A 22,193-nucleotide genomic window follows, 5' to 3' on the forward strand; every position below is an offset into this window, starting at 1 on the left:
GGGCGGCCGCGCGCGCTCATGTAGACAGCCCCAGAACATGGTCCTGCGAGGCGCGGGCGCGGCGGCGCAAGGCGTCCAGGTCGATGTCGAGCATCCGGCCGTGGCGCTTGACCGCGCGGCCCGCCACGAATACCGAATCGACGTTGCCGGGATGCGCCGCCAGCACCACGGCACCCACCGCATCGGAAACGGGAGCCAGGTTCAGGTCCTCGCCGCGTATGAGCACGAGGTCGGCCTGCTTGCCCGGCGTGAGCGATCCGACCTTGCTTTCCAGGCCATTGGCGCGCGCGCCGGCCATCGTGGCGAATTCGAGTACGTCCCGCAAAGACAGGGTGGCCGGCGCGTCCGCCTCGCGCGAGTGGCCGCCGCCCATCCACGACCGGTAGTAGGCAAAGGCATGGCGCATCTGGGTGAACATGTCGCCTGAGCATTTCGTTTCGGTATCGCCGCTGAGGCTGGGGCGTACGCCGGCCGCCAGCAATCGGTCGAAGGGGATGTCGCCGATGCCCTGTGCATTCATTTCGCAGTGCACGCCGAGCGAGGCGCTGACCCCCGCGTCGGCCATCATGGCGATTTCATCGCGGCCGCAGAAGCAGCAATGCACGAAGGTCAGGTCCGGTCCGAGCGCGCCCTCCCGCTGCATCTGCGCGACGGCGCGCACCGACCCGTTGCGCGCATAGGCGCCCATATGGATGCTCGACCGTATTCCCAGTTCGCGGGCCAGGCGCAGATCGTCCAGCCACACTTCGCGCCGCGCCATCTCGGGACCGCGCGCGGCCATGGCCAGCGTCAGCAATTGGTCCTCGGAGGAGAAATACTCGCGGCGCAGGCGACGGATGTCCTGCGGATGGCCGAGCGCGCTGTCGAACATCCAGGCAGAGCCGTCCACCAGCGGCCAGCCGTGGCCGAAGACACCGCGTATGCCGGCATCGCGCAGCGCCTGGATGGCCGCGTCGCCGTGGTCGGGACTGTTCTGCACATGCGACCAGTCCAGCATGGTGGTGATGCCGCTGTCCAGGGCCGAGACCGCCCCGAGCAGCGTGCCGACATAGACGTCCTCGGTGCGGAAGGCGGCGCCCTTGGCGCCCAGCATTTCGGCGAAGTAGATCTGCGGGTCGATGTCGGCGTAGCGGTGGCGCACGCAGGTCTGCCAGGCGTGGCGATGGGTATCGACGAAGCCCGGCAGCACGATCATGCCGGCGGCTTCGATACGTTCGGCATCGCCGACGTCCAGCCGTGGCGCGATCGCGGCGATGCGGTCCCCCTCGATCAGCAGGTCGCCGCGCGGCAGGTCGCCGATTTGCGGATCCACGCTGACGATCCAGCCATTCTTGAGGAGGGTGCGCCGTGTCATGGCCGCGTCCCCCGCATCCATCGGGCGAGTTCGGATCGCACCTCGGCACCTTGTGCCGTTTCGTCCTTGGCCCAGGCCACGTAGCCGTCCGGCCGTACCAGCAGGGCTTTCACGCGCTCAAGCCCGGCGGGAGGATTGCCGACCCTGGCCTGCAGCATGCGCACCGGCAGGCCGCCCAGGTCGAGCGCTTGGAACTGGCCGCCATAGCCTTCCAGGTCCAGCAGCACGAAGCGCCGGTCGCGCAGCAGTTGGGCCAGCCGCATGGGTTGGCCATCCTGCGAAACGAGGTCGAGGTCGGGGGCATGCTGGCCTGCCAGCGGATGGCTGCCCGGCGGCGCGGGGTAGGGATGGACGAGGCCGCAGAGTTCGCGCACCAGCTTGCGCTGCACGTCGGGCAAGGGAATGAAGTCCCGTTGCAGGCGCCGCTTGAGCGCCACGCCTTCGGCACCGAAGTTGAACTGCAGCGCGCATTGGGCCATGACGCTTTCCAGGAGATCGTGCATGACGGGACGCCGTTCGGCATCGTAGCTGTCGAGGATGGATTCGTCGCTCAGGCCCTTGATGACATAGGCCAGTTTCCATCCGAGGTTGAAAGCGTCCTGCAAGCAGAAGTTCATGCCCACCCCGCTGGCGGGGTAATGGATGCGTGCCGATTCGCCCACCAGGAATACCCGTCCGCTGCGCAGCGTGGAGACGGCGCGCATCTGGTCGTCGAAGCGCGAGGCCCACCGGTAGCCGCGTATGCCGTAGTCCGTGCCATGCACGTCGCGGATGCACTGCAGCGCCTCCTCCAGCGTGACCGGTTCGTCCTTGGACGCATGCCGCCGGTCGCGATGCACGATGTTGAAGCGTGTAATGCCTTCGCCGAAGGCATAGCCGCGTATCCATCCCATTTCGTTGTCGACGTTGATGCGCCCTCCGGGCCAGGGCGCCTCCAGCTCCGCGTCGAAAACGATGCCGCGGAACGTGCCGGGGCGGCCCTCGAACGACAGCCCCGATTGCGCGCGCACCGTGCTGCGGCCGCCGTCGGCGCCCACCACGTAGCGGGCTTCCAGGGTCGTGGCGGAGCCGGTGCCGCCGCTCACCTCCAGCTCGACGCCTTCGGGTGTTTGCCGCAGCGCGCGAGCCTCGGCGCCGCGGCGGATCTCGGCGCCGCTCTCGGCCGCCCACTCCCAGAGGATCTCTTCCGTCATGTTCTGCGGAAGGCCGAGCGTGAACCCGAAGCGCGACTCCAGGTAATGCCATTCGATGGGGTGGAAGCCGGCCCAGATGTGCGAAGGCCGGAAGGGGTAGGGGCTGATGGCGCAGGTCTTCCGGATGAACCGGTCGGCAATGCCGCGGGCATCGAAGAGCTCCAGCACGCGGGGCAGCAGCGTGCCGGCGCGCGACTGCACCCCCTCGGTGCGGCGCTCCAGCACCAGCGTGCGTGCGCCGGCGCCGGCCAGCTCGGCGGCCATGGTCAGGCCCGACGGTCCGCCGCCGACCACGATTACGTCCCACTGCATCGTCTGTCTCCACCTTCTGCCAGGCTGCCGCCCGATATGGCCTCGGGTGCGGCGCCGCTTGACGAGCATGGTCGGTCAGCCGGTCGACACACGTAAAGTTAATTGTTTAAATGCAATGCATTTGCGGCATAAATGGAGTGGCGATGCGTTTCAACAAGCTCGACCTCAACCTCCTGGTGGTGCTCGATGCCCTTCTGGCCACGCGCAGCGTGAGCCGCGCCGCCGAGCGAGTCTTCCTGAGCCAGCCGGCCACGAGCCTGGCACTGGGTCGCCTGCGGGACTATTTCGACGACGAATTGCTGGTGCCCGTGGGCAAGACGCTGGTGCTCACGCCGCTGGCCGAACAGCTGATCAAGCCGGTACGGGAGGTCCTGCTGCAGATACAGACGGTGACCCGCGCCCGGCCCACCTTCGACCCGGCGACCGCCACGCGGCGGTTCACCATCGAGTCGTCGGACTACGTCATCGCCGTGCTGCTGTCCGAAGTGGTCAGGCGCGCCGCACGGCTGGCGCCCCTGATGCAATTCGACCTGCGGGCCATCAGCCCGCAGACCCACGAGCACCTGGACAGCGGCGAGATCGAACTGCTCATCGCGCCGGAGTTCGCCATCGTGCAGGGCCATCCCGCCGAGCCGTTGTTCGAGGACACGTTTTCCTGCCTGGTCTGCCAGGCCCATTCCGCGCCGGACGCCGCGATCTCCAGGGAGGCCTATTTCGCCGCGGGACATGTCGGGGTGGAGTGGGGCGGCGGGAGGCGCATCACCTACGACGCGCGGATGCTGGCGGGTAGCCGGCAGGTGCGGCGGCAGGACGTGATCGCGCCCAACTTCACGCTGGTGCCCGAGCTGCTGGTGGGAACGCCGCGCATCGCGACGCTGCCCACGAGGCTGGCTAGGCATATGGCCGCGCGTTTTCCGCTGCGAGTGGTGCCGTGCCCGATCGCGATTCCGCGGTTTGCCGAGAACGTGCAGTGGCACAAGTACCAGGAGCGCGATCCAGCGATCTCGTGGTTGCGCGAGCTACTGCGCACTACCGCCCGCGACCTGCCGCCACTGGATGCGTCGCGCCGGGGGCCGCCGCGTCGCCGGCGCCACCCAGTTCGTCACACCGGGGAATTTTCCTGAAAGGCCTTGAGCCCCTTGGGCCGCGCCGTCTCGATATGCTGCTTCAGCGCCGCCTGGAATTCCGAGAACTCCTTGCCTTCGCGGCTGGCGAGATACAGCGGCAGCGTCAGGACCAGCCCGGGCGTGCGCACCCAGCGCAGTTCGCCGCGCGCCAGTTCTCGTTCGACGGCCGTCTTGCTGAAGAAGCACACGCCCACGTCGCGCCGCACCGCTTCTTTCTGCGCTTCCGGGTGTCCCAGGTTGAGGACGATGCGGCGGGAGGGAATGCCGTTCGCCCGCAGTTGCCCTTCTTCCAGTTGCTGCATCACCGCGCTGTTGGCAGTGCTGATGAAAGGCAGCTTCGACACTTGTTCGCGTTCCACCTGCTCGCCCACCCATCTGCTGTCCGGCGCGCTGACCAGCAGCAGTTCTTCGTCCCATAGCGGCCGTACCGCCAGGCCGTCCAGGTTCTGCGTCGGCGCGATGATGAGCACCGAGAAGTCGCAGGCGCCGGTGCGCGTGGCCTCCAGGGCCAACTGCGGATTCGAGATCGAGAGATGCACCTGGCCGTCCGGCCGCAATGCCTGGAAGTCGCAGATCAGTTGCGGCAGCAGATAGGAGCCCACGCTCATCGATGCGGCGACGACGGCCTGGCCGGGGCCGATGTCGGTCGAGCCGCCCAGTTCCCGTTCAAGCTCGCGGGTTCGGGTAATGACCTCCTGCGCCCACTTGTAGACGCGCTGTCCTGTTGCGGTGAGGGCGATACCCCGGCCCTCGCGGCGCACCAGGCTCGCGCCGAGCTTTTCCTCCAGGCTGCGCACGTGCGAGGTGACCACGGGCTGGGTGATGAACAGGTAGTCGGCGGCGCGCGTGACGCTTTGCAGTTCGGCGACCACGCAGAACACCTCGAGTTTCTGCAGCGTGAGATAGGGATCGAAGCGGGCCATGATTTTCCATCCATAGTCGTCTGACTATGTTTCATTGAAAAACTTTGAATTAGACGAATGGTTGGCGTCAACCTAGGATCTGTCCCAACGGATGGAGACACCATGACACCCAACAAACAACGCGGGGTCGCGCGCATCGTGCGCGGCCTGGAACGCGCCGCCACCAGCCTGGAGCTCGCGCTTGCCAGCGCGCTGCTGGCGGCGGTGGCGATCAACGTGGCCAACGTCGTGGCGCGCTACGTGTTCGGCCGCTCGATCACCGGCGCCGACGAATTGCAGGTCTATCTCATGGCCGCGCTGGCTTTCTTCGGCTCCGCGGTAGCCGCCGTGCGGGGCCAGCATCTGCGCATGGATGTCCTGAACCGGTTCTTCCCGCACGAGCTGCGGCGCTTCCTGGCCGCCCTGGAGGCGGCGGCTGCCGTGGCGCTGTGCGGCTTCGTGTGTTTCGTGTCCACCAGCTACGCCTGGCGCATCCACCAGATCGGCAGTGTGAGCGAGAACGGCCATATCCCGATGTGGATTCCGCATTCGCTGGTGGCCGTGGCTTTCGCGACGATGGTGGTGGTGGGCCTGATCGACGTGGCGCTGCGCTTGGCCGGCGGCGGACTGCGGGAGCGCGACCGGATGGGCGTGGCCGACGAGGTGTTGTCATGAGTTTCGCATTGGGCTTCCTGCCGCTCGGCCTGCTGCTGCTGGGCTTTCCCATTTTCCTGGTGCTGCTGGCCTCGGTCAGCGTGGCGCTGCTGTTCTTCATGGAGGTGCCGCTCTCGGCGCTGCACCAGAATCTGTTCGGCGCCATCGACGCATACGCATTGCTCGCGATCCCGTTCTTCATTTTCGCCGGCGAGCTGATGGGCCGGGGATCGGTGGCGGACCGGCTGGTCGGCTTCGTCAACGCCGGCGTGGGCTCCGTGCGCGGCAGCCTGGCCGTGACGACCGTGGGGTCGTCCGCCCTGTTCGGCGCGATCTCCGGCGTCAGCGCGGCCACTGTCGCCACCATCGGCCGGGTCATGCTGCCGGCGCTGCGGCGCAGCGGCTATCCCGAGAAATTCTCCGCCGGGCTGCTCACTGCCGTGGGCGCGATCGACATCATCATTCCCCCCAGCATCCCCATGATCGTCTATGGCGCGGCCGCGCAGCAATCCGTGCCCCGGCTCTACGCCGCGGGCGTGCTGCCGGGGCTGCTGCTTGCGGGCATGCTGTGCGGCTACGTGATCTGGTATGCGCGGCGGCACCGCATCGGGGGCGGCGAGCGGTTCTCCTGGACGGTGTTCGGCCGGGCCGCGGCGCGCGGCATGGGCGCCCTGGGCGCGCCCATCATCATCCTGGGGGGCATCTACGGCGGCGTCTTCTCGCCCACCGAGGCGGCGGCGGTGGCGTGCCTGTACGCCATCGTGGTCGCGCGCTACTTCTACCGGGAGCTGTCGTGGCGCGACATTCTCGCCAGTGCGGGAACGACCGCGGTGTTCACGGGGCAGATCCTCATCATCGTGGCCTGCGCCAACGTGTTCGGCTGGCTGTTGACGGTGCACCAGGTGCCGGCGGCGCTGGTGCAGTGGCTGACCGACCTGCACCTGCCGGGCTGGTCGCTGCTGCTGGCGATCAACATCCTGCTGCTGGCGGTGGGCTGCTTCATCGACCCGCTGTCGGCCATCCTGCTGCTGTCGCCGCTGCTCATGCCGCTGGTGACGGCGATAGGCGTGGACCCGATCCACTTCGGCATCATCCTCACCGTCAACCTGTCGATCGGACTGTTCCACCCGCCTTTCGGCATCAACATCTTCGTGGCGCAGAGCGTGCTCAAGCTGCCGCTGGAGAGCATCTACCGGGGCATCGTGCCGTTCGTCGTCATCTACCTGATCGCACTGGGACTCATTACCTATATCCCCGGCATCTCGCTCTGGGGCATGCGCTTGCTGTTGAACTGAAAACCGGCCGCGACCGGCCTTCCACCACTGGAGACATCACCATGAACCGCCGTCAATGCCTCGCGCATCTGGCCGGCCTGGGAGCGTTCGCGTTCCTGCCCGCCGCCCGCGCGCAGAACCTGGTCATGAAGCTGACCACCACCACCACCGACGACCTGGGCGTGGATTGGCTGACCGCCTACAAGGCCAACATCGAGGCCGCGACCCAGAACAAGGTCAAGGGCCAGGTCTATCCGGCCAGCCAGCTCGGCACCGCGCAGCGCACCATCGAGGGCGTGAGCATGGGCACCGTGGAAATGGCGCTCAACGCATCCGGCATGTACGAGGGGCTGGATGCGCGGTTCGGCGCGCTGGCCGTGCCCGGCATGTTCGACAGCATTGACCATGGCATGAAGGTGCTGGCCGACGCCGACGTGAAGAAGCGCCTGGCGTCCATCGCGGCCAACAAGGGCGTCGAGGTTCTCACGACGCTCGTGCACTCGCAATGCAGCATCGTGTCGCGCAAGCCCATCCGCAAGCTGTCCGACCTGGCCGGGCAGAAGATCCGGGTGCCGGGTTCGTCGATACTGATCGCCCAGCTCAGGCAGCTGGGCGCCAACCCCGTGTCGATGTCGCTCGGCGAGGTCTTGCCGGCGTTCCAGAACGGCACCCTCGACGGCGTGTATTCGGGCACGCCCATCCCGTCGGCGCTCAAGTATTTCGACGTCGCCAAGTCGCAGACCCTGCTGCCTTCCACCTACATCTCGATCGTTGGGTTGGCGAGCCCGACCTTCCTCAAGTCGGCCGGGCCGCTGGAGGCCGCGCTGCGCCAGGCCGCGCGCAAGACCGACGCCGAGATCGGGCCCCGCGTGCACGCGCGCGTGGCCGAGGCCCGCGCCATCTGGGAGAAGGGCGGCGGCGAGATGATCGAACTGTCCGCGGCCGATGCCAAGACCTATCTGGATGCGGTGATTCCGGCGGCGATGAAGGAGCTCTCGCCGGAAGCCCGCAAGGATTACGAAGCGCTGCGGGCCGCCGGCGCCAAATACCGCGCCTGACGCGGATCGAATCTATCGGAGAAGCCATGCGTTCACATGAAATCCCGGCCGGGATCCTCCCCGCCCATCGCCAGCTCTTCTACGGAGGCGCCTGGCACGAGCCCCTGGCCGGCGTCTACGCGCCGACCATCAATCCGGCCTATGACGAGCCGCTGGCCGATGCGCCCGTGGCCGATGCGAGCGACGTCGATGCGGCGGTGCGCGCCGCGCAGGAGGCGTTTCCGGGCTGGGCCGCCATGCCGCCGATGGCGCGCGGCCGGCTGTTGCGCCGCGCGGCGGACATCCTGCGCGAGCATGCGCAGGAGCTGGCGCTGCTGGATTCGCTCAACAACGGCAATCCGGTATCCATCCTGGGCAAGGACGCCGGCTTTGCCGCCGACAGCCTCGATTACTTCGCCGGCCTGGCGCAGGAAGTCAAGGGCGAAACCCTGCCCATGGGGCCGGGGTACCTGGACTACACGGTGCGCGAGCCCCTGGGCGTCGTGGCGCGCATCGTGGCCTACAACCACCCGCTGATGTTCGCCGCCATGCGCATCGCCGCGCCGCTGGCAGCCGGCAATACCGTGGTGGTGAAGGCCCCGGACCAGGCGCCGCTGTCCATCATCCGGCTGGCGGAGCTGATCGGCGATGTGTTTCCCAAGGGCGTGGTCAATTTCCTGTGCGGCGGACGCGCGTGCGGCGAAGCGCTGGCGGCGCATCCGCTCGTGCGCAAGATCACCCTCATCGGCGGCGTGCCGACCGGCAAGGCGGTCATGAAGACCGCCGCCGACGGACTGAAGCCGGTGCTGCTCGAACTGGGCGGCAAGAACGCGCTGGTGGCCTATCCGGACGCGGATCTCGACAAGCTGGTGGAAGGTATCGTGGGCGGCATGAACTTTACCTGGTCGGGCCAGAGCTGCGGCTCCACCAGCCGGGTGTTCCTGCACGACAGTATCCATGACGAAGTCCTGGCGCGCGTCGCCGAGCTCCTGCCCCAAAGGCACCGTCCCGGGATCCCCTCCGATCCGGCCACCACCATGGGATCGCTGGTCAGCCGCGCCCAGCTGGAGAAGGTCGAGGGTTTCGTGAAGTCCGCCCTGGAGCAGGGAGCCAGGCTGGTGGCCGGCGGCCGCCGGCCCACGGATCCGGCGCTGCGGAACGGTTTCTTCTTCGAACCGACGGTGTTCGCCGACATGCGGCCCGACATGCGGCTGGCGCGCGAAGAGGTGTTCGGGCCCATCATGTCGGTGTTCCGCTGGTCCGACGAAGATGCGATGTGGGCCGACGTCAACGCCGTCGATTTCGGCCTGACCGGATCGATATGGACCCGCGACCTGGACACCGCGCACCGGGCGGCCCGCCGCATCCATACCGGCTACGTCTGGATCAACAACACCAGCCAGCATTTCATCGGCGCGCCTTTCGGCGGCGTCAAGCAATCGGGCATAGGCCGCGAGGAGTGCTTCGAGGAATTGCTCGAGTTCACCTACACCAAGAACATCAACCTGAAGCTGGCGTGACGTGAGCAACTACGACTACATCATCGTGGGCGCGGGCTCGGCCGGCTGCACGCTGGCCTATCGCCTGGGCGCGGATCCGGGCCTGCGGATACTGGTGCTGGAAGCCGGCGGCCGCGATCGCTCGCCCATCATCCAGGTGCCGCTGACCTGGGGCCTTATCCTCAAGCACAGGCTTTACGACTGGGGCTACTTCACCCAGCCCGAGCCCGGCATGGACGGCCGCCGCATCGAATGCGCGCGCGGCAAAGTACTGGGCGGATCGACCTCCATCAACGGCATGGCCTACGCCCGCGGCGCCAGGGAAGACTACGATCATTGGGCGCGCGACCTGGGGCTCGAGGGCTGGTCCTATGACGACGTGCTGCCCTACTTCCGCCGCAGCGAGTCCTGGGAGGAGGGGAGCAGCGAGCTGCGGGGCGGCGATGGCCCGTTGACCGTGACGCGCCTGCACTACGACGATCCGCTGGTGGATGCCTTCCTGCGCGCGACCGACCTGGCCGGCTACCCGCGCAACGGCGACTACAACGGCGCCAGCATCGAGGGGTTCGGCCCCATGCAGGCGACCATACGCCGCGGCCGCCGCTGGAGCGCGGCCTCGGCATACCTGCGACCGGCCGTGGCGCGGGGCAACGTCGAAGTGTGGACCGGCGCCCTGACCACGAAGGTATTGATGGAGAAGGGGCGGGCGATCGGCGTCGAGGTACTGCGCGGCGGAAAGCGCGAGCGTATCGTGTGCGAGCGTGAAGTGCTGCTGGCCGGCGGCGTGATCAACACGCCGCAGCTGCTCATGCTGTCAGGCATCGGGGACGCGGCTCAGTTGCGGATGCATGGCATCCAGGCGAAGGTCGACCTGCCCGGCGTGGGCAGGAACCTGCAGGATCACGTGGTGTGCGACGTGCGCTGGCGCCGCAGCGAACCGGGGCCGCTGTATCGCGCCTTGCGTCTGGACCGCATCGGCATCGATCTGCTGCGTACGTGGATGTTCGGCACCGGGGTGTCGAGCAAGGTGCCGGCCGCGGCCGTGGGCCTGGTGCGCAGCCATCCGGAACTGGACCTGCCCGACCTGCAATTGCTGCTGGCGGCGGCGCCGATGAACGCGGGACCGCATTTCGGTCCGCTGCTCAAGCCGTACGTCGACGCCTACGCCATCAAGGGCGTGTTCATCGCGCCCGAGAGCCGCGGCAGCGTGACGCTGGGCAGCGGCGATCCCACCGCCCCCGCGGTGATCCGGCAGAACTTCCTTTCCACCGACTACGACAGGCGCGCCGTGCGCCAAATGGTGCGGATCATGCGCGCGATCGGCCAGCAACCGCCCATGGCGCCATTCCGGGGGGAAGAGCTCGCGCCCGGGCCGCAGGCAACCAGCGACGAGGACATCGATGCCTTCGTGCGGCGCACGGCCATTACCCTGCACCATCCCGTGGGCACTTGCAAGATGGGGCACGAGCGGGATCCGCTCGCGGTGCTGGACGCGCAGATGCGGGTGCGCGGCGTGGACGGGCTACGCGTGGTGGACGGGTCGGCCATGCCGCGAGTCGTGCGGGGTCCCACCAACGCGCCCATCATCATGATGGCGGAAAAGGCGGCCGACCATATCCTGGGCCGGCCGCCGCTGGCGCGGAACCGACGGGGCGCGGAACCGCCCCGGGAACCGCGGGAGGCCGCCGAGGCTGTGTCGGCCTGAGGACGCGGAGCCCCGCGGATCCTAGGCCGCCGCTAGCCGGGGCACGGCGCGGCGGGGTTCCTGTCCGGTGAAGGAGAAGTCCACTTCCGGCTGGCGCCCGTCGATGATCTCGGCCACGGCGCGGCCCGAACCGCAGCCATGCGTCCAGCCCAGGGTGCCATGGCCCGTGTTCAGATACAGGCCGCGGACCTTCGATGCGCCGATGTAGGGCACGTTGCCCGGCGTGGCGGGCCGCAGGCCGGCCCAGTAGCGTGCCAGCTCGGGCCGGCTCATGCCGGGGAAGATCTCCAGCGTGCGCTTGACCAGCGCTTCGCACCGCACCTGGTTCAACTCCAGCGTGTAGCCGTTCAGCTCCGCCGTGCCGGCCACGCGCAGCCGGTCGCCAAGGCGCGAGAACACGAGCTTGTATTCGTCGTCGGTCAGGCTTACCTGCGGCGCCAGCGCGGGGTCCAGCACGGGCAGCGTGGCCGAGTATCCCTTGGCCGGATAGATGGACAGCGGTACGCCGGCCTGCCGCGCCAGCAACGGGCTGAAGCTGCCCAGGGCCAGCACGTAGGCGTCGCCGTCGACGATTTCGTAGCCGCCGGTCTCGCCGGCGATCTCGACCCCGGTCATGGCGCCGCCTTCGGTGCGCAGCGCCTGGATGCGCACGCCGTAGCGGAACGTGACGCCCCGCTCGGCGCAGAGGGCTGCCAGGCGGGTAGTGAACAAATGCACGTCGCCCGACTCGTCGGCGCTGGTATAGGTGGCGCCGGCCAGGCGCGGCCCGATCCGGGCCAGCGCCGGCTCGATGCGCACGGCTTCGTCGCGGTCGATGATGCGGCGCTCGCATCCCATCTCCCGCATGACGCGCGCCGGTTCCATGGCGGCATCGAACTCTTTCTGGCTGGTATAGAAATGCAGGATGCCGCGCTGCAGATGGTCGTACTGAATGCCGGTCTCGGCGCGCAGTTCCTGCAGGCTGGTCCGGCTATAGGTGCCGAGGTTCAGGATCTGGACCATGTTGTGCAGCGACCGCGCGGCAGTGCATTCGCGCAGGAACTGCAGGCCCCATTTCCATTGCTGCGGATCGGCGCGCAGCCGGAACAGCAGCGGCGCGTCTTCGCGCCCGAGCCAGCGCAGCAGCTTCAGGGGGGCGGAGGGGTTGGCCCAGGGCTCGGCATGGCTGACGGAAATCTGGCCGCCGTTGCCGAAACTGGTTTCGCGGGCCGCGCCCGCGTTGCGTTCGAGGACGACGACTTCGTGCCCGGCCTTGGCGAGGTACCAGGCCGACGCGACGCCGGTGATGCCGGCGCCCATGACGATGACTTTCATTGCAGGCTCTCGGAAATAGCAGGGGCAAGCGGCCATGCCGCTTGCCCCTACTGTCCTTTTGCCTGAGAGATTCGCGTGCGCCGGATGGCGTCGCTTGCCCCTTCGGCGGCCGCGCTCGAGTCCGGGCGCGACGCTCTCCAGTTGTTTGGTTGCCAGTCTTGAAACCTGAGCGTTTCAGGGGATACGCCTTCGGTAGAAGCGCAGGATGCGTCGCTTCGTTCTCCTGGTGCAGCCAGGATAGCATGGCGGCCGCGCGATTGCCATGGACCGCGCGGCGGCAGGCCGATGCGGCGCGTGGCGCTCAGTGACGCGACAGGCGCAGGAGCAGGCTGACGAGTTCGCCTTGCCTGTGAGTGCCGGTCTTGACGAAGAGCGCGCGCAATTGCGTGCGCGCCGTGCTCAATGCGATGCCCTGGTTTTGCGCGTACTCGGCGAGGCTGCATCCTGCTTGCAGCCGCGCGGCCAGCCGGGCCTCGGCGCGGCTGAATTGGAACAGGTCGGCCAGGCGCAGGGTCAGCAGCGCGGGGTCGACCACGCTCACCACCGCCAGCGGCCGCTCTTGCGGATTGTCCGGATGGGTATCGGGCAGCGGCGCCACGAGTATCTCGGCGCCGCCGGCGCTGGGAGGGGCGATGCGGCCGCCGCGCGCCGGTCCGGAGCGGGCGAGCGCTTGCTCGATGGCACTTTCCAGCCGGCCGGTCGTGGTTCGCCGGGGGCGGACGTAGCCGCCTTGTTCGCACAAGGCGCCATCCGGCAGCGCCGCGTAGCGTTCCGCGGCGGCGTTGCGATAGGCCACCCGCCGCTCGTCGTCGAGCAGCCACAGAGGCGTCGGCAGCCCGTCGAGCAGCCGCTCGCGCTGGCGCAAGCCCTCTCGAACGGCCGACATCGCATCGAACATCCGGCCGGCCCGCCGCAGGTGCGGAGCGATGCGCGCGAGCAGTTCATCGTGGGCGGCATCGGTCTGTGCGCCAATGGCCGTGAGGACGGCCAGGTAGATGCGGGAGCCATCGCCGGTGAGCTGGATCGACGCGCGGTCGTCGATGCCGTAGGCCTGCTGGAACTCCCGGTAGTAGGGATGGCTGGCCACCACGCCGGTTCCCAGGTCGCGCCGGTCGTGGCACCACTGGCCGGCCTCGTGCGTGGCGATCCAGGGACGCACCGGATCGATCCCGCCGTAGTGGCCGTTGTAGGCCTCGATGGCGGTGGGATCGCACCGGATCGATGCCGTGACGGTGGCCTGGTTTTGCCCGGGATCGCGGATCGCCATGGCGCCCGACTGCCGGCCGCTGGCCGCGACGAGGGCCTCGAGCAGGCCGGGCCAGCGCGATGCGTCGAGCACGCTCTCGTAGCAGTGCTCGACCAGCGCGTCGTAGGTTTCCAGGGACGGGATGCTGCCCATGACGGACCTTGAGTGAGTATCGTTACAGCATGTTACGTTCCTTGCGAAGCGGGCAATCACTTTTCTCGTTTGCCAGCATCAGGAAAACCCTGCGCGTTTCGAGCCGGGGCGGGGGCCGCGGCGCCCCGGGGTACTATTCCGCTATGACCACCAATGCGCTGCATGCCGGGGCCAAGCCCGTGGCATTCCCCGGTTCCGGACCCGCCCTGCGGGTCGAGCGGCTCGACAAGCGTTACGGCGGCCGCGCTATCGTGGACGGGCTGTCCTTCCAGATCGCGCGCGGCGAATGCTACGGCCTCTTGGGGCCGAATGGTGCAGGCAAGACGACGACCTTGCGCTCCGTACTGGGGCTCACGCCCATCGACGGCGGCGTCATCCGCCTGCTGGACCACGACGTGCCGGCGCACGCCCGGCAGGCGCGGACGCGCATAGGCGTGGTGCCGCAGATGGACAACCTCGATCCCGATTTCACCGTGGAAGAGAATCTGCTGGTGTTCGGCCGCTATTTCGGCCTTGCCGACGCCGAGATCCGCCGGCGCATTCCCGGCCTGCTGGAATTCGCCTCGCTCGAATCCAAGCGCACGGCTCGCATCAACGAATTGTCGGGAGGCATGAAGCGGCGCCTGACGCTGGCCCGGGCGCTGGTCAACGATCCGGACCTGATCGTGATGGACGAGCCCACCACCGGCCTGGATCCGCAGGCCCGCCACCTGATCTGGGAACGCTTGAAGACCCTGCTGGGGCGGGGCAAGACGATCCTGCTGACCACGCATTTCATGGACGAGGCCGAGCGCCTGTGCGACCGGCTGGGGCTGGTCGATCATGGTCGGATGATCGCCGAGGGCGCGCCGCAAGAGCTGATCGCGCGCCATGTGGAGCCGGAAGTCGTGGAGGTGTTCGGCGACGACGCGTTCGCTTGGCTCGAACGCCATCGGGCGGCCATGCCGGGCCGGGTGGAGGTCAGCGGCGAAACCGTCTATTGCTATACCGCCGAGCCCGAGCGTGTGCTGAGTTATCTGCGGGATGGCGGAAGGCTGCGTTACCTGCATCGTCCGGCCAACCTGGAAGACCTGTTCCTGCGCATCGCCGGCCGGGATTTGCGCGAGTAGGATGGCTCCTCCGGCGCGCTTGCGCTTGGGCGGCGGGGGCGCGTGACGTCATGGAAATCGAGATGAGTGAGCAGGTGATGAGACCTTCGGGGGCCGGCATCTGGGGGCTGCCCCGGCCGGGACGCGGCTGCATTCCGGTGCTACGGCGCAATTTCCTCGTGTGGCGCAAGACCGCGTTGACCACGATCCTGGGCGATGTGATGGACCCCATGGTGGCCCTGCTCGCCCTGGGGTACGGGCTGGGCAGCCTGCTGCCAGGCATAGACGGCGTGCCCTACGTGACCTTCCTCGCCGCCGGCTCCATCTGCATGGGCGCGCTTTATGCGGCGACCTTCGAGGCAACCTACAGCGCCTTCTCCCGGCTGCACATCCAGCGGTCCTGGGATGCCATGCTCAATACGCCGCTCTCCCTCGACGACGTCGTTTTCGCCGAGATCCTCTGGGCCGCGGCCAAGAGCATGAAGAGCGGCCTGGCGATCCTGCTGGTGGTGGCGGCGCTGGACATCTCCCGCGCGGTCACGCTGCTGTGGATACCGCTCGTGCTTGCGCTCATCGGGGTGGCCTTCGCCGCGTTGGCGCTCGTCATGTCCGCGCTGGCCAAGGGCTTCGACTTCTTCATGTACTACTTCACGCTTGGCGTGACGCCCATGGTGTTCCTGTCGGGGGTGTTCTTTCCCGTGTCGCAGCTGCCCGACGCGCTGGTGCAGGCGGCCCGTCTGCTGCCCCTGGCGCCGGCCATCGAGCTGGTCAGGCCGCTGGTGCTGGGGCGCGTGCCCGACCATCCATGGGCCCACGTGCTGCAGCTCGCGGCGACGGCCGCCGCGGCGGTGTGGCTCGCGTCCGCGCTGATGCGCCGCCGCCTGTTGCGCTAGGGGCGCGGGTATTTTGATGGAGATTATTATGTCGTTGTCGCGTCATGATGCTGATGAAGTGGTTCTGGTGCTGAGCAATGCGCCGGACGCCGAGACTGCCCAGCGCATCGCCCGCCGCCTGGTGGAAGGCGGGCAGGCCGCCTGCGTGAACGTCGGCGCGCCGATGCGGTCCATCTACCGGTGGCAGGGGGAAGTGGAGTCCGCCGACGAGATTCCGCTGTTCATCAAGACCACCGCGGCCCGCTTGCAGGCCGTACGAGAGGCGATTGCCGGACTGCATCCCTACGAGGTGCCCGAGATCATCGCCGTGCCCATAACCGAAGGATTGCCGGCCTACCTGGATTGGGTCCGGCAGGAAACGCAAAACTGATGTCCATGTTCCGTTCCTTGCCCGCTCTCGGTTCGCGTCCTTTCTGGATGCTGGCCTGCCTGCTGTGGGCCTGCGCCGTCTTCCTGCCGCGGCCCGCTCCGGCGCAAGAGTTCCTCCCCCCCGAGCAGGCATTCCGCTTCTCGGCCCGTGCCGTGGCGCCGGACGCCGTCGAGTTTTCCTGGCAGATCGCGCCGGGCTATTACATGTACCGCGAACAGTTCCGTTTCGTCGCCGAGCCGCCGGAAGTGCAACTGGGCGATCCGCAGCTGCCGCCCGGGCAGGTGAAGTTCGACCAGACCTTCGGCAAGGAAGTGGAGACCTATCGCGACAGCGTGGCTGTCCGGCTCACCATCCCCACCGGCGCCGCCTTCGCGCTGACCGTGACCAGCCAGGGATGCGCCGACGCGGGCCTGTGCTATCCGCCGGCCGAGCACAAGGTCCGCGTGCGGCCGGCCTCCGCGGCCGGCGGTCTGCCGCAGATCGAGGGCGGCGCCGGATCGCCCTCGGCCTGGTCGGTATTTGCGGGGACCGACGACGTGGGCCTCGCAGGCATGCTGGCCGGCAGTGGCCTGGTCCGTACGGCATTGATATTTCTCGGGCTGGGCGTCCTGCTGTCCCTGACCCCCTGCGTGCTGCCCATGGTGCCCATTCTGTCCGCCATCGTGGTAGGCGACGCCGCGACCGCCAGCCGGCGGCCGCGGCTGCGCGGCCTGGGCCTGGCCGCGGCCTACGTGCTCGGCATGTCGGTGGTCTATACGGCGGTCGGCCTGCTGGCGGCCTTGAGCGGCGTCAGCCTGGCGGCCACGCTGCAGACCCCATGGGTCCTGGGCGCGTTCGCCGTGCTGCTGGCCGTGCTGGCGCTGGCCATGTTCGACGTGTTCACGCTGCAATTGCCCTCGCGCTGGCAGACCGCCTTGTCGAACCGGGTCGCGCGGCTGCCGGGGGGGCGGGCCACCGGCGCGCTCGCCATGGGTGCCGTCTCGGCCTTGATCGTCGGCCCCTGCGTGGCCGCGCCGCTGGCCGGGGCATTGCTCTACGTCTCGCAAACGGGCGACGTGTGGCTGGGCGGCGCCGCGCTGTTCGCGCTGGCCTGGGGAATGGGCGTGCCGCTGCTGGCGGCGGGCGCTTCCGCCGGCGCCTTGCTGCCCAAGGCCGGAGCCTGGATGGACGGCGTGAAGCGGCTCTTCGGCATGCTGCTGCTCGCGGTGGCCTGGTGGATGCTGTGGCCGGTCCTGCCGGGCTGGGTGCAGATGGCGGGGTGGGCCGTCCTGGCCATACTCGCGGCCGCCTTGCTGCATGCTTTCGACGCCTTGCCGGCCGGGGCCGGCACCGGACGCCGGATGATGAAGGGCGTGGGCGTCCTGTTCGCGCTGGCCGGCGCGCTGCAGGCGATCGGCCTGGCCAGCGGCGGGCGCGACCCGCTGCAGCCGCTGGCCCATATCGCCGCCTCGGATCCGGCGCGGCAAGCGCCCGGCGCCGCGCCCACGGGGATGCAAGAGACTCCCGCCGCGGGCGGGGAATTGTGGACTCCTCCGGGAAGCGCCACCTCCCGGCCGGCCGCCGGCGGCGCCGTGTTCGAACGGGTGCGCAACGTGGCCGAGCTTGATGCGCTGCTTGCCGCGTCCGATCGCCCCGTCATGCTGGACTTCTATGCCGACTGGTGCGTGTCGTGCAAGGAGATGGAGGCCTTGACCTTTCCACGGCCCGAGGTGACGCAACGCCTTGCCCGCCTGCGCCTCGTGCAGGCCGACGTGACCGCCAACAATGCCGACGACCGCGAGCTGCTCAAGCGCTTCAAGCTGTTCGGGCCGCCGGGCATCGTGTTCTTCGCTCCGGGCGGACAGCCGCTGGGGCAGCGCGTCATCGGCTTCCAGGGAGCCGAGCGGTTCGCGCGCGTGCTGGACGACGTGCTGGCCGCTTCCGGGCACTGAGGAGGCCCAAGGCGTGCGCGCCGCCGGCCTGTCAGCCCAGCGCTCGTATCAATTGCACCAGCTCCACCTGGCGGCGGCAGCCGGTTTTCCTGAAGAGATTCTTCAGGTGGCTGCGCACGGTGGTCAGCGATATTCCCTGCGCGGCGGCAAAGCCCTTGACGGTTGTGCCGGCCGCCAGCGCCTGGGCGAGCCGCGCCTCGGTAGGCGTGATCCCCAGCGCCTTCGACAGCAGACCGGCCTCGAGGGGCAGGTTCTCGCCCGCGACGGAAAAAATGACCAGGGCCAAGGGCGTCGTGCGCAGGCCGGCGAGCGGGTGCAAGGGTTCGAGCGGCACGACGGTGATCCAGACCTTGCCGGAAACGGTGTTGGCGGTGAAGAGATCCGCCTTCCGGGTGGGCGAGCAGGCGGCCTGCAGAGCCGTCCGCAACCTGGGCTGGGCCTGGACGTCCCGCAGGCAGAGCATGTCCGCCTTCGTGCCCAGCCAGTCGGCGGTCCGCAGGTGCCGCTCGGCCCGGGCATTGGCATATTCGACGCGCCCCTGCGCATTCGCCACCGCGACCCCGCGCGGTAGATAATCCAGGGCGGTGCGGCCCAGCAGGGCCTCGCGGCTCAGCTGGCGCATGTGCGAGCGCAGCCGTCCCGCGCGCACCATGTCGGGCATGACGAGTGTCAGCAGGGCGCGCTCGCGTTCGCCGTAGGCGCGATGGTCGAAGGCCCGCATGATGCCGAGGTAGTCGCGCGACGAGGCGTCCTCGCGCACCAGCGCCGCCATCGAATGCCGCAGGTCCACGCTGCGCAGGAAGTCGGCGTAGACCGCCGATCGCGACATCTGCCGGCTGTCCAGGTGCTCGTGGTCCAGGATGAAGCTTCCCTCGCGCAGGCGCGAGATGAGCGCGACCCGTTCGTCGCGGGTCGCGTAATGCTGTTCGTATTCGGCGACCTTGCCCTGGGGCGCGTCCCTGAAGGCCAGGCCTTCCACGACGGCGCCGGTGCCGCGATCGACCGTGATGTGATGGAACGCCTGCCCATCCACCGCCGTCCTGAGCAGCTCCAGGCCGGCCAGCCATTGGTCCGGCGAAGCAATGCCGTCATAGAGACGTGCGGCGATGGCGCCGACGCGGCGCTGCAGGGAGAGGGGCTCGGCCATGGCGGATCCCGGTCAGAGTCGTTCGGCGGGGTCGTCGCTGGACTTGCCGGCTCGCAACCCCGCCTTGCGTGCGAGCGCCTCGGCCACCCGGTAGGGGCGCATTTCAAGGAAACGACGGGCCGAGAACCAGGTCCACAGCAGCATCGCCAGCAAGACCATGCCGACGATGATCCACCAGAACGCGCCGCGTTCGTGCAGCAGCGGCATGTAGTCGAAGTTCATGCCGAAGATGCCGGTGATGAGCGTGAGCGGCATGAAGATGACGGTGACCACCGTCAGGATGCGCATGATCTCGTTGGTGCGGTGGGCGGTGGCGGAAAAGTGGAGCTGCACCGCGTTCTCCACCGACGACTCCATGCGGCGGGCATGGCTCAGGACACGGTTGACGTGTTCCATGACATCGTTGATGCGCACCAGCAGCGCGTCGCGCCGCTGGTCGAAGGCGCCTGAGCCCCAGGCGTCCTCGCTTCGGTCCATGGCCGCATCGCGCAACTCGGACAACGCATCGTATTGCTCTTCGCAGATATTCTCGAGGCGCCGCAGCACGATGCGGGCATCGAGCAGCGCCAGCCAGTTGCGGAACCGGCCGCTGGGGTTGAGCAGCTCGCGCTGCCACCGGTCCAGCTGCAAGGTGAGGGGCTGGCGCAGCGCCAGGTACTTGTCGACCATGCCGTTGAGCAGCCTCAGCATCAGCTCCGCGGGGCCGGACGGCGGGCGGCTCAGCGGCCCGATGGTGCTGGGCGTGCGGTCGCGCCGTTCCTCCCGGACCGCCTCGCCGCGCTGCTCGGCCAGGCGGCGCTTCATCTCTTCGCAAGTGGTGCTGTGGCCGTGGCGCACCGACAGCAGCGCCTGTTTCAGGACGAAGAACGACACGGGCTGGGTGCGCAGGCTCGCCAGCAGCGGGATGCCGACCTTGCCGTTGCCGGCCGTGCGCGCTTCGGATGGCGGCGCGTCCGTCACGATGCGCCGGAACACCACCATCTCGTAGGTGATCGTATTGTCGAAGTACGAAGGATGGACCGGATTGATGGCATCCTGCAGGTGCAAGTCATGCAGGTGCACGCCGGTCAGCCGTTCGATTTCCTCGCGCCAGGCCTCGGGATTCTGCGCCACTTCCTCGGCGTTCGCGTCTATCCACAGGAAGCCTTTGCTGGCGGCCAGCTGCGCCGCGTTGTGTGGACGGGGCCCTCCGTTCTCCGAAATCCAGAGGACGTCCATGGCTTCACCCCTTCAGCTTGCGGGCCGCGTCGAGCGCAAAGTAGGTCAGGATGCCGTCGGCGCCGGCGCGCTTGAAGGCGAGCAGGGCTTCCATCACCACCTTGTCCTCGTCCAGCCAGCCGTTGGCGCAGGCCGCCTTGATCATCGCGTACTCGCCGCTGACCTGGTAGGCGAAGGTCGGCACGCGGAAAGTGTCCTTGACCCGCCGCAGGACGTCCAGGTAGGGCATGCCGGGCTTGACCATGACCATGTCCGCGCCTTCCCGCAGGTCCAGCGCGACTTCGCGCAGCGCCTCGTCGATGTTGCCCGGGTCCATCTGGTAGGCCGCCTTGTTCGACTTGCCCAGGTTGGAGGCCGAGCCCACCGCGTCGCGGAAGGGGCCGTAGAAGGCGCTGGCGTACTTGGCCGAGTAGGCCATGATGCGGGTGTGGATGTGGCCGGCGGCCTCCAGCGCGCCGCGGACGGCCCCGATGCGGCCGTCCATCATGTCGCTGGGCGCGACGATGTCCACGCCTGCCTCGGCCTGCGCCAGGGCCTGCTTGACCAGGATCTCCACCGTCGGCTCGTTCAGGACGTAGCCGGATTCGTCGATCAGGCCGTCCTGGCCGTGGCTGGTGTAGGGGTCGAGCGCAACGTCGGTCAGGATGCCCAGCTCCGGCAGGCGCTTCTTGAGCTCGGCGACCACGCGCGGGACCAGGCCATCGGGACGGGTTGCCTCGATGCCGTCCGGCGTCTTGAGCTCCGGTGCGATGACCGGGAACAGGGCCAGGACCGGGATGCCGAGCTCGACGCATTGTTCGGCCACCGGCAGCAGGGTGTCGAGGCTGTAGCGTTCGACGCCGGGCAGCGAAGGCACCGGCTGGCGCAGGCCCTTGCCCTCGGCCACGAAAACGGGATAGATCAGGTCGTCGGCCGAGAGCCGGCTCTCGCGCACCAGGCGCCGGGTGAAATCATCGCGCCGCAGGCGGCGGGGCCGTCCGGCGGGAAAATCGGCGAATACTTCGTGTTGGCTCATTGCTTTGCGTCCAGTCGTTGCGGCGAGGCGGGAGGGGCGGCACCCCGCCATCGCAAGATATCATCGCATCGCCCCTGCCGTCACGGCGCGACCTGCGGCAGCAGCCAGCCCTCGATGTGGGCCGCGGCTTCTTCCAGGCCGATGCGATGCGTCGAGGAAAACGCCACGGTATGCAGGGCGCCGATGGCCGCCAGTTCCTTCTTGACGGCGAACTGGGCCTTGATGCGCTGCCCGTAGGGGAACTTGTCGGCCTTGGTCAGCAAGGCCAGGACCGGCTTGCCCGCGGGAGCGATCCAGTCGACCAGGTTGCGGTCCAGGTCCGTGACGCCGCGGCGGATGTCCACCAGCATCACCACGCCGGCCAGCGAGGCTCGGTTGCGCAGATAGCCGCCCAGCACCTGCGCCCACTGCGACCGGTCTTCCCTGGCCACCGAGGCATAGCCGTAGCCGGGCAGGTCGACCAGGAACCCGAGGTCGCGCTCGGGCTCGATCGGGTCGGGGATGCCGAACATGTTGATGAGCCGGGTGCGGCCCGGCGTCTTGCTGGAAAACGCCAGACGCTTCTGCTGGGTGAGGACGTTGATCGCCGACGACTTGCCGGCGTTGGAGCGGCCGACGAAGCAGACTTCCGGCGCTCCGGGCGGGGGCAGTTGGTCGAGCCGGGCGGCGGACGTCGTGAAATGGGCGCGATGGAGTATGGACACTGGGCGTCGCTGCGCGGCGAAATTGAGTAAGAACCGCCTATTGTAAGGCTCGGGCCC

At 68.4% G+C, this 22,193-nt stretch carries 19 protein-coding genes and 1 riboswitch; of the genes, 10 read left to right on the forward strand and 9 right to left on the reverse strand.

The features are described 5' to 3' along the window. Nucleotides 1-16: 16 nt before the first annotated feature. Nucleotides 17-1,354, reverse strand: a complete 1,338-nt coding sequence (locus CDO44_RS09765; protein ID WP_087780113.1) for an amidohydrolase family protein — start codon at nt 1,352-1,354, stop codon at nt 17-19. After that, nucleotides 1,351-2,859: an FAD-dependent monooxygenase gene (locus tag CDO44_RS09770; RefSeq protein WP_087780038.1), complete on the reverse strand. Its 1,509-nt coding sequence runs from the start codon at nt 2,857-2,859 to the stop codon at nt 1,351-1,353. Before CDO44_RS09770 ends, CDO44_RS09765 begins: the two co-directional genes overlap by 4 nt. 143 nt (nt 2,860-3,002) lie before the next feature. Here CDO44_RS09770 and CDO44_RS09775 point away from each other — a divergent pair, with 143 nt between their 5' ends. Next, nucleotides 3,003-3,983: a LysR family transcriptional regulator gene (locus CDO44_RS09775; protein ID WP_087780039.1), complete on the forward strand. Its 981-nt coding sequence runs from the start codon at nt 3,003-3,005 to the stop codon at nt 3,981-3,983. On the opposite strand, the gene CDO44_RS09780 is transcribed toward CDO44_RS09775, so the two are convergent. Beyond that, nucleotides 3,962-4,909 carry a LysR family transcriptional regulator gene (locus CDO44_RS09780; RefSeq protein ID WP_087780040.1) on the reverse strand — a complete coding sequence of 316 codons (948 nt, stop codon included), beginning with the start codon at nt 4,907-4,909 and terminating at the stop codon, nt 3,962-3,964. The two genes, CDO44_RS09775 and CDO44_RS09780, sit on opposite strands and share 22 nt — an antisense overlap. 102 nt (nt 4,910-5,011) lie before the next feature. Here CDO44_RS09780 and CDO44_RS09785 point away from each other — a divergent pair, with 102 nt between their 5' ends. The 5 genes from CDO44_RS09785 to CDO44_RS09805 are packed head-to-tail and all read left to right on the forward strand — an operon-like array spanning nt 5,012 to nt 11,057. Next, nucleotides 5,012-5,563 (forward strand): TRAP transporter small permease, encoded by a 552-nt coding sequence (locus CDO44_RS09785; RefSeq protein WP_158213249.1) that lies wholly within the window; start codon nt 5,012-5,014, stop codon nt 5,561-5,563. Beyond that, on the forward strand, nt 5,560-6,837 hold the full coding sequence (locus tag CDO44_RS09790) for a TRAP transporter large permease (RefSeq protein ID WP_087780042.1): 1,278 nt from the start codon (nt 5,560-5,562) through the stop codon (nt 6,835-6,837). Before CDO44_RS09785 ends, CDO44_RS09790 begins: the two co-directional genes overlap by 4 nt. Nucleotides 6,838-6,878: 41 nt before the next feature. Continuing rightward, nucleotides 6,879-7,874 carry a TRAP transporter substrate-binding protein gene (locus tag CDO44_RS09795; RefSeq protein ID WP_087780043.1) on the forward strand — a complete coding sequence of 332 codons (996 nt, stop codon included), beginning with the start codon at nt 6,879-6,881 and terminating at the stop codon, nt 7,872-7,874. Nucleotides 7,875-7,900: 26 nt separating this feature from the next. Next, a complete protein-coding gene (locus CDO44_RS09800) occupies nt 7,901-9,373 on the forward strand; it encodes an aldehyde dehydrogenase family protein (protein ID WP_087780044.1) in 1,473 nt (490 codons plus the stop codon). A 1-nt stretch (nt 9,374) separates the two neighbouring features. Next, nucleotides 9,375-11,057, forward strand: a complete 1,683-nt coding sequence (locus tag CDO44_RS09805) for a GMC family oxidoreductase (RefSeq protein WP_087780045.1) — start codon at nt 9,375-9,377, stop codon at nt 11,055-11,057. Between the two features lie 21 nt (nt 11,058-11,078). On the opposite strand, the gene CDO44_RS09810 is transcribed toward CDO44_RS09805, so the two are convergent. Further along, nucleotides 11,079-12,371 (reverse strand): D-amino acid dehydrogenase, encoded by a 1,293-nt coding sequence (locus CDO44_RS09810; RefSeq protein WP_087780046.1) that lies wholly within the window; start codon nt 12,369-12,371, stop codon nt 11,079-11,081. Between the two features lie 40 nt (nt 12,372-12,411). Beyond that, nucleotides 12,412-12,522, reverse strand: a riboswitch (glycine riboswitch). Nucleotides 12,523-12,672: 150 nt separating this feature from the next. Beyond that, the gene (locus tag CDO44_RS09815) at nt 12,673-13,770 is read right to left on the reverse strand and encodes a hypothetical protein (protein ID WP_087780047.1); all 1,098 of its coding nucleotides are present in this window, start codon (nt 13,768-13,770) and stop codon (nt 12,673-12,675) included. 143 nt (nt 13,771-13,913) lie between these two features. On the opposite strand from CDO44_RS09815, the gene CDO44_RS09820 reads away from it, so the two are divergent. The 4 genes from CDO44_RS09820 (at nt 13,914) to dsbD (ending at nt 18,052) form a co-directional block, all read left to right on the forward strand. Then, entirely contained in the window at nt 13,914-14,879 is a 966-nt protein-coding gene (locus tag CDO44_RS09820; protein WP_087780048.1) for an ATP-binding cassette domain-containing protein, read from the forward strand. Nucleotides 14,880-14,941: 62 nt separating this feature from the next. Next, nucleotides 14,942-15,751, forward strand: a complete 810-nt coding sequence (locus CDO44_RS09825) for an ABC transporter permease (protein ID WP_233146107.1) — start codon at nt 14,942-14,944, stop codon at nt 15,749-15,751. A 28-nt stretch (nt 15,752-15,779) separates the two neighbouring features. Further along, nucleotides 15,780-16,121: a divalent-cation tolerance protein CutA gene (gene cutA, locus CDO44_RS09830; protein ID WP_087780049.1), complete on the forward strand. Its 342-nt coding sequence runs from the start codon at nt 15,780-15,782 to the stop codon at nt 16,119-16,121. After that, nucleotides 16,121-18,052 carry a protein-disulfide reductase DsbD gene (gene dsbD / locus CDO44_RS09835; RefSeq protein WP_087780050.1) on the forward strand — a complete coding sequence of 644 codons (1,932 nt, stop codon included), beginning with the start codon at nt 16,121-16,123 and terminating at the stop codon, nt 18,050-18,052. The genes cutA and dsbD overlap by 1 nt, the downstream gene beginning before the upstream one ends. Before the next feature lie 31 nt (nt 18,053-18,083). Here the strand turns inward: dsbD and CDO44_RS09840 are convergent, their stop codons facing one another. The 4 genes from CDO44_RS09840 to yihA all read right to left on the reverse strand — a co-directional run bounded on the left by CDO44_RS09840 (nt 18,084) and on the right by yihA (nt 22,136). Further along, nucleotides 18,084-19,199, reverse strand: coding sequence for a helix-turn-helix transcriptional regulator (locus tag CDO44_RS09840; RefSeq protein ID WP_087780051.1), 1,116 nt, complete (start codon nt 19,197-19,199; stop codon nt 18,084-18,086). 12 nt (nt 19,200-19,211) lie between these two features. Continuing rightward, complete coding sequence (locus tag CDO44_RS09845) at nt 19,212-20,417, reverse strand: magnesium transporter CorA family protein (protein WP_087780052.1); 1,206 nt, start codon at nt 20,415-20,417, stop codon at nt 19,212-19,214. A gap of 4 nt (nt 20,418-20,421) precedes the next feature. Next, nucleotides 20,422-21,432, reverse strand: a complete 1,011-nt coding sequence (gene hemB, locus CDO44_RS09850; RefSeq protein WP_087780053.1) for a porphobilinogen synthase — start codon at nt 21,430-21,432, stop codon at nt 20,422-20,424. A gap of 80 nt (nt 21,433-21,512) precedes the next feature. Beyond that, a complete protein-coding gene (gene yihA / locus CDO44_RS09855) occupies nt 21,513-22,136 on the reverse strand; it encodes a ribosome biogenesis GTP-binding protein YihA/YsxC (protein ID WP_087780054.1) in 624 nt (207 codons plus the stop codon). Nucleotides 22,137-22,193: the final 57 nt, after the last annotated feature.

Source organism: Pigmentiphaga sp. NML080357 (assembly GCF_002188465.1).
Lineage (GTDB): Bacteria > Pseudomonadota > Gammaproteobacteria > Burkholderiales > Burkholderiaceae_B > Pigmentiphaga.